Raw genomic sequence first — 19,101 nt, 5'->3', positions numbered from 1 at the left:
GATTTGATCAAACGCGCTCAAGGATCATGGCAATGCCCTGACCCACGCCGATGCACATCGTACACAGCGCGTAGCGCCCGCCGCGTCGGTGCAGTTCGTTGCTGGCGGCCAGCGCCAGCCGGGCGCCGCTCATCCCCAGCGGATGGCCGAGGGCAATCGCGCCGCCGTTCGGGTTAACGTGCTCCGCGTCGTCCGGCAGGCCAAGCTGGCGCAGCACGCCCAGCGCCTGGGCGGCGAACGCCTCATTAAGCTCAATGACGTCCATATCGTTAATGCTCAGACCGGCGCGCTCCAGCACCTTACGGGTGGCAGGCACCGGGCCAAGCCCCATCAGGCGCGGCTCTACGCCCGCAGTCGCCATCGCCACAATCCGCGTGCGCGGCACCAGCCCCTGCATAATCGCCATCTGCTCGCTGGCGATTATGAGCGCGGCGGCGCCGTCGTTGACGCCAGACGCGTTTCCGGCGGTGATCACCCCGTTCCTGCGAAACGGCGCTTTCAGCGCGGCGAGCTGTTCCAGGGTGGTGTCGGCGCGGGGATGTTCATCCACCGTCACTTCCGTCACCGCCCCTTTTTTACCGGGCACCATAACCGGAACGATCTCCTGGGCCAGCACGCCGTTTTGCTGCGCCCGTGCGGTGCGCTGCTGGCTTCTGAACGCAAAGGCGTCCTGATCGGCGCGGCTGATATTTAACAATTCAGCTACATTCTCTGCCGTTTCCGGCATGCTGTCAGTTCCGAATTGCTGATGCATGAGCGGATTCACAAATCGCCAGCCGATGGTGGTGTCGAAGACCTCGGCCTGACGCTGGAACGCCGCCGTGGCTTTGCCCATCACAAACGGCGCGCGGGACATCGACTCCACGCCGCCCGCAATCAGCAGCTCGCCGTCTCCGGCCCGGATCGCGCGTGCCGCAAAGCCGATCGCATCCAGCCCCGAGCCGCACAGGCGGTTAATCGTGGTGCCTGATACCGTCTGCGGCAGCCCGGCCAGCAGCGCCGACATGCGCGCCACGTTGCGGTTGTCTTCCCCCGCCTGGTTGGCGCAGCCGAAAATTACGTCGTCAATGCGCTCCTGATCCAGCTGCGGGTAGCGCGCCAGCAGCGCGCGCAGCGGCACGGCGCCAAGATCGTCCGCGCGCACGCCCGCCAGCGCGCCGCCGTAGCGGCCTACCGGGGTGCGCACGCCGTCACAAATAAATGCGTTACTCATCAGGCTTCTCCCGTCACGCTGCCGCCAGTGCGGTGAGATTTCCCGCGAAAGAGAGCAACCGTTTTCTGCTGTTGATTGTGAATTTCAATGTCGTATACGCCGGTCAGCCTGCCCTGATGCTTCACCCGCGCGGTGGCGGTAAGCGTGTCTCCGGCAAAGCCCGGGCGCACAAAATCGATAGAACATCCGGAGGCCACCGCCGCCAGCCCCTGGCTATTGCAGGCGTAGGCAAACGCCGTGTCCGCCAGGGAAAAGAGCTGGCCGCCGTGGCAGGTTTGATGCCCGTTAAGCATCTGCGGGGTGATGGTCATGGTCAGGACCGCATAGCCCTCGTCCATCTCGATAATGTCGATCCCGAGCGCCCGGGCGCAGGCGTCCCGTTCGTACATGGCGCGGGCGGTGTGCCAGGCGTTATGACTCATAGCTACTCTCCAGAAGCGCGCGCTGGCGCAGCAGGGAACACGGGCGATAGCGTTCTTCGCCGTAATGACGTTGCAGGTTTTCCAGCAGGGCCAACAGCCGCTGCCAGCCGAGGCGTTCGCCCCAGGCGATTGGCCCGCTGGGGTAATTCACGCCGAGGCGCATCGCGGTATCGATGTCCTTTTCGCTGGCAACCCCTTTTTGCAGGGCGTCCAGCGCTTCGTTGGCGATCATCGCCACCGTGCGCCAGATCAGCAGGCCGGGGTAATCGGCAATCTGCATCACCCGCTTGCCCTGCTGCTGTAGCCAGCCGATGGCCTTTTGGTTTGCGGAGTCTGGGTTGCTGGCGGCGACGGCAATAACGGCCACGTCGCGCTCCATGCGATCGACCACCACCACCGGCCGGCCGTGGCGCAGCGCCAGCGACTGGGCGGTTTCGCCCTGGGTTTCGACCAGCAGCACGCCGTCAATTTCCGTGACACCGTCACTTTTTCGTTCACCGTGCCGCGCGCTGTCGCTCACCGCATCCAGCCACTTCGCGTCCGGCCTGTCGCCCTGCCAGTCGTACACGCCCTTCCCGCTTTTTCTGCCCAGCCGCCCGGCCAGCACCAGCTCCTGCTGCACCAGCGAAGGCAGAAAGCGGCGCTCCTGCCAGAAGGCGTTGAACACCGAACAGGTCACGGCAAAGTTGACGTCCTGGCCGATCAGATCGGTCAGCTCCAGCGGCCCCATCGGGAACCCGGCCCCCTCGCGCAGCGCGGCGTCGATGGCTTCCGGCGCGGCAACCTGCTCTTCCAGCGCGCGCCAGGCCTCGGAGTAAAACGGGCGCGCCACGCGGTTGACGATAAAGCCCGGCGTCGACTGGCAGCGCACCGGCTGTTTCCCCCAGTTCAGGGCCAGCTCGCACAGCGCGTCGGCCACTTCTGGCGACGTCGCCAGCCCGCTCACCACTTCGACCAGCTTCATCACCGGCGCGGGGTTAAAGAAGTGCAGCCCGGCCACGCGCTCGGGGTGCGTGACGTCCGCCGCAATTGCGGTAATCGAAATAGAGGAGGTATTGCTGGTCAGCAGCGTTTTCGCCGGGCAGATCTCAGCCAGCTTCGCGAACAGCGCTTTTTTAACCTCCAGACGCTCGGAGGCGGCCTCGATGACCAGATCCGCGGCCGCAAGGGCATCGATATCCGTTACCGGCGTTAGCCGCGCGAGGATCTGCCCGCAGGCCTCAGGAGACAGCTTTCCGCGCGCCGCGCGGGAGGCCAGGCGCTCACGGATGCCGTCAATCGCGCGGAAGACCGCCTCGGAGGCGATGTCATACACCAGCACCGGGTGCCCGTGGCTGGCCGCCACTTCGGCAATCCCGGCGCCCATGGTTCCGCTGCCGATCACGGCAACGGTTCGAATCGTCGTCACCATGCTATTTCCCCGTAAAGTTCGGCGCGCGCTTGCCGAGAAAAGCGCTGACGCCCTCGCGGTAGTCGTCGCTGCGCCCGGCCAGACGCTGATAGTCACGCTCCAGGTCGAGCTGCGCGTCGAGGGTATTGGTTTCCGCGGCGTTAATCGCCTGCTTGATCAGCCCGAGACCAAAGGTCGGCTGGGAGGCAAAGTGCTGCGCCAGCTGCTGCGCGGTGGCGGAGAGCCGTTCGTCCTCCACCACCTGCCAGATCATCCCCCACGCCTGAGCCTGCTCGGCGCTCAGCTTTTCGCCCAGCAGCGCCAGCCCCATCGCGCGGGCGCGCCCCGCCACGCGCGGAAGGAACCAGGTGCCGCCGCAGTCAGGCACCAGCCCGAGCCTGCTGAACGCCATCACAAAGGTGGCCGAGCGGGCGGCGATGACCATGTCGCAGCCGAGCGCCAGGGTGGCTCCGGCGCCGGCGGCCACGCCGTTCACCGCGCAAATCACCGGCTTCGGCAGTGCCGCCAGGCGGCGCACCAGCGGGTTGTAAAAGGTTTCAACGGACATGCCGAGGTCCGGCGCCGGGCCGTTCGGGTCCACGTTGCGGTCGTTCAGATCCTGACCCGCACAAAAGCCGCGGCCCGCGCCGGTTATCAGCAGGCAGCGGATGGTCTCGTCGCGCTCGGCCTGCTTCAGGCAGTCGGCAAGCTGCTGGTGCATTACGTCGTTAAAGCTGTTGAGCCGCTCCGGGCGGTTGAGCGTAAGGGTCATCACGCCGTTCTCAACCTGGCATAAGATAAATTCCACGGTTAGTGTCCTTTAAAGTCGGGAGTGCGTTTTTGTAAGAAGGCGTCGATGCCCTCGCGGCGGTCTTCGGTGGCGGCGAGCAGCGTGAAGAGCTGTCGCTCCTGGGCAAGCCCGGCCTGAAGCGCCACCTCCTGCGACTGGCGCAGCGCCTGCTTCGCGGCCTGCAGCGCCAGAGGCGAATGGCGCGCCATCAGCGCCGCCTGCTTCAGGGCATACTCCAGCGTCAGCGCTGCCGGGAAGACGTCGCTTACCAGCCCGGCGCGCTGCGCCTGCCGCCCGGTGATGCTTTCCCCGGTGAGGATCATCCTGCTGGCGAGCGATTTCCCCACGCAGCGGATCAGCCGCTGGGTGCCGCCCGCGCCGGGCATAATGCCCAGCGTGATTTCCGGCAGGCCGAAGCGGGCGTTGTCTCCCGCAATCACCACGTCGCAGAGCAGCGCCAGCTCGCAGCCCGCGCCCAGCGCAAAGCCGTTGACGGCGGCAATCAGCGGCTTGTTGAAGGCGTTGATCCGCGCCCACAGCTGCGGGCGAACGTCGTTCAGGGTGGCGGGCAGATCTTTCTCCGCCATTTCGTTGAGATCGGCCCCCGCGGCGAAGCAGCGCTCGCCGCCGTAGATCACGCAGGTTGAGACGCCGTTATCCACAGCGGCGGCTTCCAGCGCCCCGGCAATCTGCTCAAGCAGCGCGTTGTTGAGCGCGTTTCGCGCCGCCGGGCGGTTCAGCGTGAGCTGCAGGACGCGGCCGTGACGGGTAATAATCAGCTCGCTCATGCCATCCCCTTGGCGTCGAAATCGACGACCACGTCGGCGGTGAGCGGCAGCGCCTGACAGCTCAGCACGTAGCCTGCCGCCAGCTCGTCCGGCTCCAGGCTGTAGTTGGTTGCCATATCCACCCTGCCGCGCAGCACTTTGCATTTGCAGGTGGCGCACACGCCGCCCTTGCAGGCGTACGGCAGGTCTGCCCCCTGGCGCAGGGCCGCGTCGAGAATGCTTTCATCGTCTGTCGTCAGGGTAATTTCGCGATCGCGCCCGTCCTGACGCACGGTCACCTTCTGCCCCTCGGCCTGTACGCTGACCGTCCGCTTAGCGAGGGTACCCGGCGTGTTGAAGCGCTCCAGATGGATGGATTTTTCCGGCATGCCCAGCGCCTTCAGCGCGGCTTCGGCCTCGTCCATCATCGCCGCCGGGCCGCAGATGAAGGCCTCGTCATACTGGCGGAAGTCGATCAGCGTTTTTGCCAGCGCCTGCAGCTTTTCGCCGTCGATGCGCCCGTGCAGCAGGTCGCTGTCCAGCGTTTCCTGGCTAAAGATGGACACCAGCTGCAGGCGCTGCGGGTATTTGTCCTTAAGATCGGCCAGCGCGCGGCGAAACATCATGCTCTGGCTGGTGCGGTTGCCGTAGATCAGGGTGAACTGGCTGTGCGGTTCGGTCGCCAGCGTAGCGGAGAGGATCGCCACCATCGGCGTAATGCCCGATCCGGCGGCAATGGCCAGATAGCGGCCTTCCCGTTCGGGCTGCGGCTGGTAGCCAAAATGGCCCTGCGGCACCATCACCTCCAGCGCCATGCCCTGGGCGATGGACTCGCGGGCGTAGCGGGAAAAGCGCCCGCCCTCGATGGCTTTTACCGCCACGCTGATTTCACCCGGCGCGGCGCTGCGGCAGATGGAGTAGCAGCGGCGAAGCTCGTCGCCTTCCAGCGTGGCCTTGAGCGTCAGGTGCTGGCCCGGGCGAAAGCGGTACGCCTCCTGCAGGTCCTGCGGTACGGCGAAGGTAATCGTGACAGCGTCACGCGTTTCCGGCTCTACTTTTGCCACTGTTAAGGAATGAAACGTTGTCATGGCAGCCTCAAATACATTTGAAATAGTCGAAGGGTTCACGGCAGGCGTTGCACCGATAGAGCGCCTTGCAGGCCGTTGAGCCAAATTCACTGATAAGCGAGGTGTTGGCGCTCGCGCAGCGCGGGCAGGCCACCTCGGCGGGGGCGTGCGCGCAGCAGCTTTGCCCGACCGGCGGGCTAATGCCGTACTGGCGCAGGCGCACGCGGGCCTCCGCGGTCATCCAGTCGGTGGTCCAGGCCGGCTCAAGCTGGAGCACGATATGCACTGGCGTATAGCCGTGCGCCGTCATCGTTTCGCGGATGGCGCCCAGCAGGTGCTCCGTCGCCGGGCAGCCCGAATAGGTCGGCGTAAAGCCAATCACCCAGCCGCCGCCCTGTGCGCTCACGCTGCGCACCATGCCTAAATCGGTAATGGTCAGCACCGGGACTTCCGGGTCCGGGATCTGGCCAAGCAGCGACCAGATATGCGGGATTTCAGCGGGTGCGATTTCAACGAGACGTTGCATGGCGTTCTCCTCCGTTACCACTGCTGGCCGGGATAGGCGCGCTGGAGATACTGCATCTCTGCCAGCATCGGCCCCAGGTGTTCGGTATGCAGTCCGCGCCTGCCGCCCGTGCGGTACGCTGCTTCAGCGGGCACGCGAAGGGTGGCCTCACGCAGGCCAGCAAACACTTCGCTTTCCCAGGGCTGGCGCAGGGCGCGCGGGTCAACGGCCACGCCGGAGGCAATCAAATCGAGATCCACCTCGTCGGCCTCAAACAGCTCCGCCGTGAAGCGCCACAGGCTATTTACCGCCTGCTGCATTTTCTGCGCGGACGTTTCGGTGCCGTCGCCCAGGCGCACCAGCCAGCCGCGGCTAAAGCGCAGGTGGTAGCGCACCTCCTTGATGGCTTTTGCGGCAATCGCCGCAATCCGGGCGTCGCTGCTGCCGATCAGGCGCTCGTAAAGCGCAACGTGCCAGGCGTCCATCAGGTACTGACGCACGATCGTGTCGGCGAAGCTGCCGTTGGGCTGCTCCACCAGCAGCAGGTTGCGGAACTGTCGCTCGTCGCGGCCAAAGGCCAGCGCGTCTTCATCGCCCTTGCCTTCGCGCTCGGCGGCATAGGCCAGGAAGTTGCGCGCCTGCCCGAGCAGATCGAGGCCAATGTTGGCCAGCGCCAGGTCAATCTCCAGCTCCGGCGCGTGGCCGCACCAGGCACCGAGGCGCTGCGAGAGCACCAGACCGTTGTCGCCGAGCCGCAGGGCATATGCTGATACGTTATTCATCCCTAACCTCACATGTGCTCGATGCCATCAGGGATGGTGTAAAACGTGGGATGGCGATAGACCTTGCTTTCCGCCGGGTCGAAGAACTCGCCGCTCTCTTCCGGCTGGGAGGCGACGATTTCGCTCGCCTTCACCACCCAGATGGAACAGCCTTCGCTGCGCCGGGTGTAGGCATCGCGCGCGTTCTCCAGCGCCATGCGGTCGTCGGCGGCATGCAGGCTGCCGACGTGGCGGTGGGATAACCCCTGTTTGCTGCGTACGAACACTTCGTACAGCGGCCAGTAAACGTTGCTCATCTTGATTCCCCTTATGCCGCGCTGCGCGCGCGTTGTTTTTCCGCGTGCGCCAGCGCGGCTTCGCGCACCCACGCCCCGTCGTCCCAGGCCTTGCGTTTTGCTTCCAGGCGCTCGTGGTTGCAGATGCCGCGCCCGTTAATGACCTCGTCAAACTCCTGCCAGTCGATCTCGCCGAAGCGGTAGTGGCCGCTCTCTTCATCGAAGCGCAGGTCGGCGTCCGGCACGGTCATGCCCAGCATCTCCACCTGCGGAACGGTGTTGTCCACGAAGCGCTGGCGCAGCTCGTCGTTGCCGAAGCGCTTGATTTTCCACGCCAGGCTGCGGGCGCTGTTCGGCGAGTTGTCGTCGTTTGGCCCGAACATCATCAGCGCGGGCCACCAGAAGCGGTTGATCGCGTCCTGCAGCATCTGGCGCTGATCCTCGCTGCCCTGCGCCAGCGCCATGCAGGCCTCAAAGCCCTGGCGCTGGTGGAAGCTCTCTTCCTTACAGATTTTCACCATCGCGCGGGCATAGGGACCGTAAGAGGTGCGGCACAGCGCGACCTGGTTCACAATCGCCGCGCCGTCCACCAGCCAGCCGATCACGCCGATGTCGGCCCAGCTCAGGGTGGGATAGTTGAAGATCGAGGAGTATTTCATCTTGCCGTCGAGCATCTTCTGGTAGATGTCTTCCCGCGCGCAGCCCAGCGTTTCCGCCGCGCTGTACAGGTACAGCCCGTGTCCGGCTTCGTCCTGCACCTTCGCCAGCAGGATCGCCTTGCGGCGCAGCGTCGGGGCGCGGGCGATCCAGTTCCCCTCCGGCAGCATGCCGACAATTTCCGAATGCGCGTGCTGCCCAATCTGGCGGATCAGCGTTTTGCGGTAGGCGTCCGGCATCCAGTCCTGAGGCTCGATGGCCGTCTCCTGCGCGATGCGCTGCTCAAAGCGTTGTTCTTGCGTCACGTCGTCACCTTTATGATTCGTTAATCTGCGAAGCAAAGCTAAATTATGAATCACTTCGTTTCTTAAAAGTTACACAAAGGTTAAATATAACCCCAAGAAGCCTTTGTGTATTTTGTGACATCGCTCGCAAGGCTTTTCGCTAAGGCCCCATATGGCGCGCTTCTCGGGTCCTCTTTTCACGACACCAGATCACAGTGTTAATATTTCGTTAAAACATTGCTTGATTTTTATGATTCGCTATCAAAGTATTTATAGTGAAATCACGAAACATCTGGAGATACGCGATGCAGCAGTTAGCCAGCTTCTTGTCCGGCACCTGGCAGTCAGGCCGGGGCCGCGAGCGCACCATTCAACACGCCATCAGCGGGGAAACCCTGTGGAGCGTGACCAGCGAAGGGCTGGATATGGCGGCCGCCCGCCGTTACGCCATTGAGCGCGGCGGCGAGGCGCTTCACGCCATGACCTTCATCGAACGCGCCGCAATGCTGAAGGCGGTGGCGAAACACCTGATGAGCCAGAAAGAGACGTTTTACGCGCTCTCCGCGCAGACCGGCGCGACGAAGGCCGACAGCTGGGTAGATATCGAAGGCGGTATCGGCACCCTCTTCACCTACGCCAGCCTCGGCAGCCGCGAGCTGCCGGACGATACGCTGTGGCCGGAAGACGAGCCGATCCCGCTGTCGAAGGAAGGCGGCTTTGCGGCGCGCCACGTATTAACCTCGAAATCCGGCGTGGCGGTGCATATTAATGCCTTTAACTTCCCCTGCTGGGGGATGCTGGAGAAGCTGGCCCCGACGTGGCTTGCCGGAATGCCCGCCATCGTTAAGCCGGCCACCGCCACGGCGCAGGTGACGCAGGCGATGGTGAAATCTATCGTCGAGAGCGGCCTGGTGCCGGACGGCGCGATTAGCCTGATCTGCGGCGGCGCGGGCGATCTGCTTGACCATCTCGACAGCCAGGACGTGGTGACCTTTACCGGCTCCGCCAGCACCGGCCAGAGCCTGCGCGTGCATCCCAACATCGTGGCGCAGTCGATTCCGTTCACCATGGAGGCAGACTCGCTGAACTGCTGCGTGCTGGGCGACGACGTGACCCCGGAACAGCCGGAGTTTGCGCTGTTCATTCGCGAGGTGGTGCGCGAGATGACCGCCAAGGCCGGGCAAAAATGTACCGCTATCCGCCGCATTATCGTGCCGCAGGGCCAGATCGAGGCCGTGAGCCAGGCGCTGATCGCCCGCCTTGAAAAGGTGGTCGTTGGCGATCCGGCGCAGGACGGCGTGAAGATGGGCGCGCTGGTCAACGCCGAACAGCGCGCGGACGTGCAGGAGAAGGTTAACCAGCTGATTTCTGCGGGCTGCCAGGTGCGATTAGGCGGCAGGGCCGATTTGCAGGCCGCCGGGGCGTTCTTCCCGCTGACCCTGCTCTTCTGCCCGCAGCCGGACGAAACCCCGGCCGTCCACGCCACCGAAGCCTTCGGCCCGGTCGCCACGCTGATGCCATACCGCAGCGAGGACCATGCGCTGGCGCTGGCCCGCGCGGGCGGCGGAAGCCTCGCCGGTACGCTGGTGACGGCGGATGCCGCCATCGCCCGCCGGTTCATTGCCGGCGCCGCGCGCGCCCACGGGCGCATTCAGATCCTCAACGAGGAGTCGTCGAAAGAGTCCACCGGGCACGGCTCGCCGCTGCCGCAGCTGGTGCACGGCGGACCGGGCCGCGCGGGCGGCGGTGAGGAGCTGGGCGGCCTGCGCGCGGTGAAGCATTACCTTCAGCGCACCGCCGTTCAGGGCAGCCCGTCGATGCTGGCGGCCATCGGTAAACAGTGGGTGCGCGGCGCGCGGGTGCAGGAAGACCGCGTGCATCCGTTCCGCAAATACTTCGAGGAGCTTCAGCCGGGCGATAGCCTGCTGACCCCGCGCCGCACCGTAACGGAGGCGGATATCGTCAATTTTGCCTGCCTGAGCGGCGACCATTTTTACGCCCATATGGACAAAATCGGCGCGGCGGAGTCAATCTTCGGCGAGCGCGTGGCGCACGGCTATTTCCTGATATCCGCCGCCGCGGGGCTGTTTGTCGACGCGGGCGTCGGGCCGGTCATCGCCAACTACGGCATGGAAAACCTGCGCTTTATCGAGCCGGTCAAGCCGGGCGACACCATCCAGGTGCGTCTCACCTGCAAGCGTAAAACGCTGAAAAAACAGCGCGCCGCCGACGAGAAGCCCACCGGCGTGGTGGAATGGTCGGTTGAGATTTTCAACCAGCACCAGCAGGCCGTTGCGCTCTACTCCATTCTGACGCTGGTGGCGCGCCAGCAGGGTGATTTCAGCTAATTCTCCCTCACCCCATCCCTCTCCCCCAAGGGCTGAGGGTTCCCCACTAATTACAGTCTGGCACCGAATCCCCCCTCTCCCTGGAGGGAGAGGGCCGGGGTGAGGGGGGAACATACGGCAGTGGTGGTTATTCCGTTCACTTTATGAGCGTTGCTACTCTGAAATCACAATACTTGTGAACGTGTTAAGGAGGCTCACCGCCGCCTCCTTAACAATCCGGGCTCCCGGCAGAGAAAATCGCCGCTTCGCGGTGCCTTCGGCTTATTCCTTCCGGCTTATCGGGGACGGGCGGAGGCAACGTCCCTGTAAAGCCGCCCTCTCGGCGCATCCCTGTGCCTCGCCCCGGCCTGCAGGAAACGCCTCAGCGATTTTCAGCCGGACCAGGCTCGCTGTAAGCTCTTTATTCTGTTGATAAAAACTTATTCGCTTCTGAATAAAATTTTTCTGGGGATTCCTCAGCCCCCAAGGGAGAGGGAGTAGCCTGTGCCTGCTGTAATTTATGAAGATCCCTCAGCCCGGCATGTGATGCATCCCCGCTCTTTTTTTAACCTGGCAAGACTGACAAATAACCTGGCAGATGCAGGCAAACGCTTTTCATGTGCGCCTGTCAGGATATATCCACACAACACAATAAACACAACAATATGAGGTCTGCGATGGGAAGCTCTTCTTCTTTTTCCGCCCGTAAAACGGCTCTGGCCATGGCCGTTGCGCTGTGTTGCGCCTGGCAATCCCCCGCTTTTGCGCACGGCAGCGAGGCGCATATGGTACCGATGGATAACGCGCTGGAGGCGTTTGGCGCCGACGTGCAGTGGGATGACTACGCGCAGATGTTCACCATCACCAAAGACGGCGCGTTCGTGAAGGTCAAGCCGGGGGCGAAAACCGCTATCGTCAACGGCAAGCCCCTTGCGCTGCAGGTTCCGGTGGTAATGAAAGATAATAAGGCGTTTATCCCGGAGACCTTCATTAACGACGTGTTCCAGTCCGGCCTTGACCAGACCTTCCAGGTTGAAAAAAGCCCGCATCCCCTTAACGCGCTAACGGCGGACGAAATTAAGCAGGCCGTCGAGATCGTCAAAGCCTCGGCGGACTTTAAGCCGAACACCCGCTTTACGCAGATTGCGCTGGCCGAGCCGGAAAAAAACAAGGTCTGGGACTTTGTGCTGAACGGCACGGCGGTGGATAGCCCGCGTCAGGCGAACGTGACCATGCTGAGCGGTAAGCACGTCATCGAAAGCCGGGTTGACCTGAAGGATAAGAAAATCCTGTACTGGGAGGCGGTGAAAGACGCGCATGGCATGGTGCTGCTGGACGATTTCGCGACCGTTCAGCAGATTATTAACGACAGCACCGAGTTTGCCGAAGTGCTGAAAAAGCGCGGCATTACCGATACGAAGAAGGTTATCACCACCCCGCTGACCGTCGGTTTTTTCGACGGCAAGGACGGCCTGAAGCAGGAAGATCGCCTGCTGAAGGTGGTGAGCTATCTGGACGTAGGCGACGGCAACTACTGGGCGCACCCGATTGAAAACCTGGTGGCGGTGGTCGATCTCGAACAGAAGAAAATTCAGAAGATAGAGGAAGGCCCCGTCGTGCCGGTTCCGCTGACTCCGCGCCCGTATGACGGCCGCGACCGCATAGAGACGGTGAAGAAGCCGCTGGAGATCAGTGAGCCGGAAGGCAAAAACTACACCATCACCGGCGACAGGGTTCACTGGCAGAACTGGGACTTTCACCTGAGCCTCGACTCGCGCGTCGGCCCGATGATTTCAACCGTGACCTACAGTGACAGCGGTAAAAAACGCCAGGTCATGTATCAGGGCTCGCTGGGCGGCATGATCGTCCCTTATGGCGATCCGGACGTGGGCTGGTATTTCAAGGCCTATCTGGACTCGGGCGATTACGGCATGGGCACCCTGACCTCCCCGCTGGTGCGCGGCAAGGACGTGCCGTCTAACGCGGTGCTGCTCAATGAAACCATCCCGGACTACACCGGCGCGCCGATGGAGATCCCGCGCGCGATCGCCATCTTCGAACGCTATGCGGGGCCGGAGTATAAGCACCAGGAGATGGGCCAGCCTAACGTCAGCGCCGAGCGCCGCGAGCTGGTGGTGCGCTGGGTCAGCACCGTCGGCAACTACGACTATATCTTTGACTGGGTGTTCCACGAAAACGGCACCATCGGCATCGACGCGGGCGCGACGGGCATCGAGGCGGTAAAAGGCGTGAAGGCGAAAACCATGCATGATGCCACCGCCAAAGACGACACCCGGTACGGCACGCTTATCGATCACAATATCGTGGGCACGACGCACCAGCACATCTATAACTTCCGCCTGGATATGGACGTTGACGGCACCAGTAACAAGCTGGTGGCGATGGATCCGGAAGTGAAGCCCAATACCGCGGGCGGCCCGCGCACCAGCACCATGCAGGTCAACCAGTACGACATCGACACCGAGCAGCAGGCGGCGCAAAAGTTTGACCCGGGCACCATTCGCCTGCTGAGCAATACCGGCAAAGAGAACCGCATGGGTAACCCGGTCTCGTATCAGATAATCCCGTACGCGGGCGGTACGCATCCGGTGGCAACCGGGGCGAAATTCGCACCCGACGAGTGGATTTATCATCGCCTGAGCTTTATGGACAAACAGCTGTGGGTAACGCGCTACCATCCGGACGAAATGTACCCGGAAGGGAAGTTCCCGAACCGCTCAACCCGCGACACCGGTTTAGGTCAGTACAGCAAGGACAATGAGTCCCTGAACGGCCAGGATAACGTGGTCTGGATGACTACCGGCACGACCCACGTAGCCCGCGCGGAGGAGTGGCCCATCATGCCAACGGAATGGGTGCATGCCCTGCTTAAGCCGTGGAACTTCTTCGACGAGACGCCAACGCTCGGCAAGAAAAAAGACGATAAATGACTCATATGCCGGGAGAAATCCCGGTTTTTTTACCCTTCAATAACACAATTTTGCCCGCAGCCACCATAATACATAGCAAGATGTATTAACCGGCGCTGTAGTAATGGAAAAAAGAAAAAGCCCACCCGCTGAACGTGCAACCTGGCCAACCCGCCGGGCGATGGTCATGCGCGGCCTGGTGATGAACCTGCCGTGGCTGGCGTTCATCAACGTGAGCTTCGCGCTCATCATCCTGCTGCGTAACCAGCTGCTCAACCCGGGCCGCCCTCCTTATCCTGCCCACTTGCACTTCACGAAGCTGGTGGATGCCTCTATGCTTGGCATTATCATCCTGTCAGCCGCGCTGATCGTCATGGGCTGGCGGCGCATCCCCGGCGTCAGCGTGGTGTTGTTCATCTGCAGCGCGATCTGGTCGTTGTCCTGCTACTGGTTTATCACCGACTGGAAGCTGCCCCACGTCTGGCCGCTGTGCGTAATCCTGCTGATGGCAGGTACCAGCGCGCTCTATTTCTATCCGCGTGGGCTGTTGTCCTTTGCTTTGCCGCTGTGGCTTACCCTGCCCGTCGCGAGCTGGGTGCTGAACGAGAGGCTCAGCATTCGTTTCGTGACCGTCTGGACGGTATTCACCCTGATCCTGATCTGCGGACGCTACATTCTGCTGAGCTGGTTCGACGAGGCGTGGCGGCGCAACCAGCAGAACCAGCTGCTGATTTCCCGCCTCGCGGCGCTGGCCCATCAGGATCCTCTGACGCAGACGGCGAACCGCAGGGCGATGGAGGTGGTGCTGGAGAACGCCGTGGAGCAGAAAAAAGCCTTCTCGCTGATTATGCTCGACGTCGATTACTTCAAGCGTTTTAACGACACCTACGGTCACCAGGCGGGCGACGATTGCCTGAACCGCGTGGCCGAGGTGCTCAGAAAGTCGGTGCGCTCGCCGGACGATGTGGTGTCGCGCTACGGCGGCGAGGAGTTTGTGGTGATCCTGTTTAACTGCCCGAAGAAGATGGCGGAACAGGTGGCGGCGCGGATTCAGCAAGGGTTGCGGCGGATTGCCATTCCCCACAGCGGCTCAACGGTAAAGGAGTACGTGACCGTCAGCATGGGGATTGCGGAGATGGCCGAGGGGCTGGCCGGCACCGAGATCATCGCCCGCGCCGACGCCGCGCTGTACCGGGCGAAGGAGGCCGGACGGGATCGGTGGTCGCGTTGAATGATGCCGGGTGGCGGCTCCGCCTTACCCGGCCTACAAAATAGCCGGTGCGGCCTGATGCCCTCACCCTGGCCCTCTTCTAAGGGAGATAGTTCAAAATAACTGAAAAAATGTGAGAAAATCCAAACAATAATACTCTGATTTTATTGAATTTTTAACGTTACAAGCGTTAGTTTTGTTCGGGACGTGTGGGAGTACGTGTTTTTCCGTCAGGTCGAAAAACTTTTGTCTATCGATATTTTGTAGACAAGGAGGGCAAACGTGCAAAATTCAATACGTTAGGCGTATATCCCGAAATGTCGTTCCTCAGTGCTCTTGAAACGTTTGAAAGCCTTGCTAATTGCCCTGACGTTGTAAAAGTGACAAAAAAAGCGGCACACTTGCCGATCTGTTTGAAGTTCTTGAGGTATCAGATAAAGAATCGTATGTGGGTGAGCGTTTTTTAACATTTGATAAACTCTCTGTGTTACTTAAAACAACTCAAGTTGACTTTTTTAATCCTGATGTTGCTGTACTAATTTAATTGATTTTCTTTTGCGGGGGCCAGCGCCCGTATGAAATTATGGGATTCCCAAAAAATGCTATGACAGTAAAAACAAAACTCTTTCAATTCCCCCACATTTATCAAAAACTAAAAAATAGTATCATTTTATACTGTGTGAATCTGCTGTTGAATTAATTGAATTAATGATTTAACGCTATCCTGAACGTGAATATTTGTTCCCTAATCAGGGTTATAAAAAAAGATGAAACACTGGGAAGAAAAATTAGATACTGGGTTGAATGGAAAACATGCCTAGGAACCGACGAAACATATGTCAAGTGATCTGCTATCAGATAACATTAAACCTTATTGTAAGAAGCAGCAAGTTAATAAATTTATTCCGAGAGATTTCCGCCGAACCTTTAAAACTCTTGCTGGTCAATTGAAAATCTCAAATGAAATTCGTGACAGAATACAGCATCATGCTTTACATGACGTGTCGACTGTTCACTATGATCGATACGATTATAATGAAGAAAAGATGGAAGCGCTTTTAAAGTGGGAAGCAAAGTTAAAAGAAATAATGAACAATAGCTGATATATCGAATTATTACCCAGACAAATCTAAAAAAAGCCACCTATTTATGAAGGTTATAAGCAGGTGGCCTTTTTGTGTATCTTTTTTAGAAGTGAGAGCGTGATCACTATGATTAAATCATCACGTGTAAGATGATCAACTGATTATAACAAGGAACATGTTATGTATTACAGCGAAGAAATTATAGATAAAATAGGTACGGACAAAGAATTAGCCGCAAGATTAGATAAGGCAATGGTAGGCGTAAAGGATGGTGTATCCGATTATTTAAATGGGCTTGAAGATGGCGCAACAAGATTACTTTATTATACATCCTGTTTTACAGACAATTATCAAGATGTATGTAATAAACTTAAAACTGAGGATGTAAGGTTTTTGTTGTCATTAAAAGAACTTGTAACACATCGGGACGTTATATTCCGAATGATTAAAATCTATATAGAAACTCTTCTAAAAAATAAGAGTGAAGGAAAAAAGAAAACAATTCTTGAGAAATTAATACCATTTACAACAAACTACTCTATCAAATACATTTCAAAAAATGGTTTAATATATGCTGTAGCAGCATACATATGTTACGGCAACAAGATGAATTTCGTAGTCCAAAACGCATTTATGAAAAAAATAGGAAGTAGAATCGGATGGGTGATTGGAGGTGTGAATATTTATGGACTTGTCCAACGTGCTTCTGAAAGCGCAGATAATCTAAAAAAATTCTGCCCATTATTTTACAATGCTTTATACGTGGAAGGGTTAGAAATGCTGTATTTCTTGATTGAGCCGATAATTATGAAGTCAGGTTATTTGAATATTACCTTATCCTCTGATGAAGAAATTGTCAGAGCATTGAAAAAAATGATGTGACAATGTTTAATTTAATAAATGAATTTCTTTGGCGTTTTATTAAGCGTTTATTTATAAGCATTAAAGATGACTGTATTGATCGTATAAGAGGATTTGTTGCTGTAGTTCTTTTTATAGCAATTTCAAGCTTTATATTCGATCATGTAAACAGTAATAAAGTTGCAATTACAATCATAATTTTTATAGTAGTGAGTGTTTTTGCATTAGTGTATTTTTTTTATAAAGGGAAAAATTAAAATGTCTATACCAGCACATATTTGGATTACAGATGAAAATAATTCACCTTTACGCGGTGAATGTTTAATGCCAACCCGATTAGGTTCCACTGAACTTAAATCCTTCAATCATTCCGTGTGGATTCCTACAGATCATAACACGGGGAAACTTACGGGAACACGACTTCATGCTCCCATTATATTTGAAAAGGAAATTGATCGTCTTACACCTCTTTTCTTTAAGGGGATCTGCCAAGGTAAAATATTTAAAGAAGCTTTAATAAAGATGTATAACATAAATGAAGCAGGGATTGAAGTTGAATACTTCAATATAAAACTGGAAAATGTAAAGATTACAAAAATTTCTCCAGTTTTATTCCCATTAGGAATTGCAGGTAAACATATGGAAGAGATTGAAATCCGTTATGAATCAATAGAATGGTTATATTGTGACGGCCATATAGTATTCAAAGATTCATGGAATGAGATAACGTGCGCATAAAAAATGGGGCTTAAGCCCCCATTTTTTATTTAACTCAAACTAACGTTTTCCGTTCCGAAAAGATATGTCAGTATATAACCCGCGAAATAAACAATAACCATTCCTCAAGCATATATCCCCATCGCAGCGAATATACCTGAGTTAGAAGTCATTAGTGGCAGCGCTACCAGCCCCGAAGGACCGAAGGCGCTATTGAGTCCGATCGGCAAGCCTGACCAAGCCTTAGTACCAACGCTAAAAAAGGCAACCATTCGGTTGCCTTTTGCATTTATTAATACCTCACGCACACCGACTTCGTTTCGCACCAGCCGTCCAGCCAGTCCGGGCCAAAATCACGCCCGGTGCCGGACTGCTTCATGCCGCCGAACGGCAGGTTGGCGTCTATCAGCGTATGGCTGTTGACCCACACGGTGCCCGCCTGCAGCCGGTCGGTGTACGCCAGCGCACGGCTGACGTCCTGCGTCCAGACGCTCGCCGTCAGGCCGTACTCGGAGTCATTGGCTAATTGCAGCGCCTCTTCGCCGTCCGCCACGCGGATCAGGTTCACCACCGGGCCGAACACCTCTTCGCGGGTCAGCTTCAGGCTGGCCGTCGGGTTGACCACCAGCGTAGGCGACACGTAGTAGCCCTTTCCGCCGGGGCCTGCGCTTCCGGTTATTAGCTCTGCGTTCTGGGATTTTGCCTCATCAAGGAAGGTCTGAACCTTGTCGCAGTGGGCGCGCGACGCCAGCGGGTTGATAAAGGCATCCGGCGACATGCCCGGACCGACGCTCAGGGATTTCACCGCCTGCTCGAAGCCGCTCACCAGCGTGTCAAACAGCGGCGCTTCGATATAGATACGCGAGCTTGCCGCGCAGACCTGACCCTGGTTGAGGAAGCTGCCCATCATCAGCCCTTCGATAACCCAGTCCGGGTTAGCATCTTTCAGCACGATCGCCGGGTTTTTGCCCCCCAGCTCCAGCGTAACGCCCGTCAGCGTGTCCGCCGCCGCGCGCGCAATCTGCTTGCCCGTTGCCGTCGAGCCGGTGAAGCTGACCTTGGCAATATGCGGGTGCGACGTCAGCGCCGCGCCGCAGACCGCGCCGCTGCCGGTCACAACGTTAAACACGCCCTCCGGCACGCCCGCCTCGCAGGCCAGTTCGGCCACGCGCAGCATGGTCAGCGGCGTGGTTTCAGACGGCTTAATGACGATAGAACACCCGGCCGCCAGCGCGGGCATGACCTTCCACATGCCGATCAGCAGCGGGAAGTTCCACGGCACGATCCCGGCCACTACGCCAATCGGCTCTTTGCGCGTCCACGCCTGATAGCGCGCGCCCTGCGGCAGCGGGATTGACAGCTCGAGCGTTTTGCCCGCAATCCTGGTGGTTAACCCCGCGGTATAGCGCATCCAGTTCAGGGTGCATTCAACCTCAAACATGCGGGAAATAGTGATTGATTTTCCCTGCTCCAGGGTTTCAAGCTGCGCCAGCTCCTCTCTGTGCTTTTCAACCAGATCGGCGAAGCGCAGCAATATGCGCTCGCGCTCGGCGGGCAGCTTACCGCACCAGCTGCGGGCCACGAAGGCGCGCCAGCCGGACATCACCGCGCGATCGACATCCTCGACGCTGGCATCGGCGGTAGAGGCAATAACCTCGCCCGTCGCCGGGTTGAACACGTTCAGCCGCTTTTCACCGTCGGACGCGGTCTGCTGGCCTTCAATCCACAGGCCGTGCTGTCGGTCTAAAAACTGCTGCACGGCGGGCAGAACGGCAACCTGTGACTCAGACATAAGAAACTCCTTTGTTATTCTTCGCAG

The 19,101-nt window shown here is 58.6% G+C and carries 17 protein-coding genes and 1 pseudogene; 7 read left to right on the top strand and 11 right to left on the bottom strand.

Going from position 1 to position 19,101, the window contains the following annotated elements:
• Positions 1–7: 7 nt before the first annotated feature.
• From pcaF to paaA, 10 genes are read right to left on the bottom strand one after another with little or no spacing between them, the layout of a single operon-like run.
• Positions 8–1,213, bottom strand: a complete 1,206-nt coding sequence (gene pcaF, locus V1599_RS13015) for a 3-oxoadipyl-CoA thiolase (RefSeq protein WP_112009929.1) — start codon at positions 1,211–1,213, stop codon at positions 8–10.
• Entirely contained in the window at positions 1,213–1,635 is a 423-nt protein-coding gene (gene paaI / locus V1599_RS13010; protein WP_112009928.1) for a hydroxyphenylacetyl-CoA thioesterase PaaI, read from the bottom strand. Before paaI ends, pcaF begins: the two co-directional genes overlap by 1 nt.
• Entirely contained in the window at positions 1,625–3,046 is a 1,422-nt protein-coding gene (locus tag V1599_RS13005) for a 3-hydroxyacyl-CoA dehydrogenase (RefSeq protein ID WP_297122694.1), read from the bottom strand. The genes paaI and V1599_RS13005 overlap by 11 nt, the downstream gene beginning before the upstream one ends.
• A gap of 1 nt (position 3,047) precedes the next feature.
• On the bottom strand, positions 3,048–3,833 hold the full coding sequence (gene paaG / locus V1599_RS13000) for a 2-(1,2-epoxy-1,2-dihydrophenyl)acetyl-CoA isomerase PaaG (RefSeq protein ID WP_112009926.1): 786 nt from the start codon (positions 3,831–3,833) through the stop codon (positions 3,048–3,050).
• Between the two features lie 2 nt (positions 3,834–3,835).
• Positions 3,836–4,603, bottom strand: coding sequence for a 2,3-dehydroadipyl-CoA hydratase PaaF (gene paaF / locus V1599_RS12995; RefSeq protein ID WP_395300192.1), 768 nt, complete (start codon positions 4,601–4,603; stop codon positions 3,836–3,838).
• Positions 4,600–5,670: a 1,2-phenylacetyl-CoA epoxidase subunit PaaE gene (paaE, locus tag V1599_RS12990; RefSeq protein ID WP_112009924.1), complete on the bottom strand. Its 1,071-nt coding sequence runs from the start codon at positions 5,668–5,670 to the stop codon at positions 4,600–4,602. The genes paaF and paaE overlap by 4 nt, the downstream gene beginning before the upstream one ends.
• Positions 5,671–5,677: 7 nt before the next feature.
• Positions 5,678–6,175: a 1,2-phenylacetyl-CoA epoxidase subunit PaaD gene (gene paaD / locus V1599_RS12985; RefSeq protein ID WP_112009923.1), complete on the bottom strand. Its 498-nt coding sequence runs from the start codon at positions 6,173–6,175 to the stop codon at positions 5,678–5,680.
• Between the two features lie 14 nt (positions 6,176–6,189).
• On the bottom strand, positions 6,190–6,936 hold the full coding sequence (gene paaC / locus V1599_RS12980) for a 1,2-phenylacetyl-CoA epoxidase subunit PaaC (protein WP_297122682.1): 747 nt from the start codon (positions 6,934–6,936) through the stop codon (positions 6,190–6,192).
• A gap of 8 nt (positions 6,937–6,944) precedes the next feature.
• Positions 6,945–7,232 (bottom strand): 1,2-phenylacetyl-CoA epoxidase subunit PaaB, encoded by a 288-nt coding sequence (gene paaB, locus V1599_RS12975; protein ID WP_003857353.1) that lies wholly within the window; start codon positions 7,230–7,232, stop codon positions 6,945–6,947.
• Between the two features lie 11 nt (positions 7,233–7,243).
• Positions 7,244–8,173, bottom strand: a complete 930-nt coding sequence (gene paaA / locus V1599_RS12970) for a 1,2-phenylacetyl-CoA epoxidase subunit PaaA (protein WP_258458365.1) — start codon at positions 8,171–8,173, stop codon at positions 7,244–7,246.
• A 284-nt stretch (positions 8,174–8,457) separates the two neighbouring features.
• Between paaA and paaZ the strand changes: the two genes are divergently transcribed.
• The 7 genes and pseudogenes from paaZ to V1599_RS12935 all read left to right on the top strand — a co-directional run bounded on the left by paaZ (position 8,458) and on the right by V1599_RS12935 (position 17,303).
• Positions 8,458–10,500 (top strand): phenylacetic acid degradation bifunctional protein PaaZ, encoded by a 2,043-nt coding sequence (gene paaZ, locus V1599_RS12965; protein ID WP_395300191.1) that lies wholly within the window; start codon positions 8,458–8,460, stop codon positions 10,498–10,500.
• A gap of 656 nt (positions 10,501–11,156) precedes the next feature.
• Entirely contained in the window at positions 11,157–13,430 is a 2,274-nt protein-coding gene (gene tynA / locus V1599_RS12960; protein WP_395300190.1) for a primary-amine oxidase, read from the top strand.
• 103 nt (positions 13,431–13,533) lie between these two features.
• On the top strand, positions 13,534–14,640 hold the full coding sequence (locus tag V1599_RS12955; RefSeq protein WP_395300189.1) for a membrane-associated sensor domain-containing protein: 1,107 nt from the start codon (positions 13,534–13,536) through the stop codon (positions 14,638–14,640).
• 188 nt (positions 14,641–14,828) lie between these two features.
• Positions 14,829–15,086 (top strand): Arm DNA-binding domain-containing protein, encoded by a 258-nt coding sequence (locus V1599_RS12950; protein ID WP_349254572.1) that lies wholly within the window; start codon positions 14,829–14,831, stop codon positions 15,084–15,086.
• A gap of 432 nt (positions 15,087–15,518) precedes the next feature.
• Positions 15,519–15,722, top strand: a pseudogene (locus V1599_RS12945) (hypothetical protein); the annotation flags it as partial.
• Between the two features lie 162 nt (positions 15,723–15,884).
• The gene (locus tag V1599_RS12940; protein ID WP_395300188.1) at positions 15,885–16,586 is read left to right on the top strand and encodes a hypothetical protein; all 702 of its coding nucleotides are present in this window, start codon (positions 15,885–15,887) and stop codon (positions 16,584–16,586) included.
• Between the two features lie 237 nt (positions 16,587–16,823).
• A complete protein-coding gene (locus tag V1599_RS12935) occupies positions 16,824–17,303 on the top strand; it encodes a type VI secretion system tube protein TssD (RefSeq protein WP_112009917.1) in 480 nt (159 codons plus the stop codon).
• Positions 17,304–17,574: 271 nt separating this feature from the next.
• On the opposite strand, the gene V1599_RS12930 is transcribed toward V1599_RS12935, so the two are convergent.
• The gene (locus tag V1599_RS12930) at positions 17,575–19,074 is read right to left on the bottom strand and encodes an aldehyde dehydrogenase family protein (RefSeq protein WP_112009916.1); all 1,500 of its coding nucleotides are present in this window, start codon (positions 19,072–19,074) and stop codon (positions 17,575–17,577) included.
• Between the last annotated feature and the right edge of the window lie 27 nt (positions 19,075–19,101).

The organism is Enterobacter sp. ECC-175 (assembly GCF_043968675.1).
Lineage (GTDB): Bacteria > Pseudomonadota > Gammaproteobacteria > Enterobacterales > Enterobacteriaceae > Enterobacter.
The sequence above is the reverse complement of the archived record's forward strand: the minus strand, read 5'-3'. Positions and strand labels throughout refer to the sequence as shown.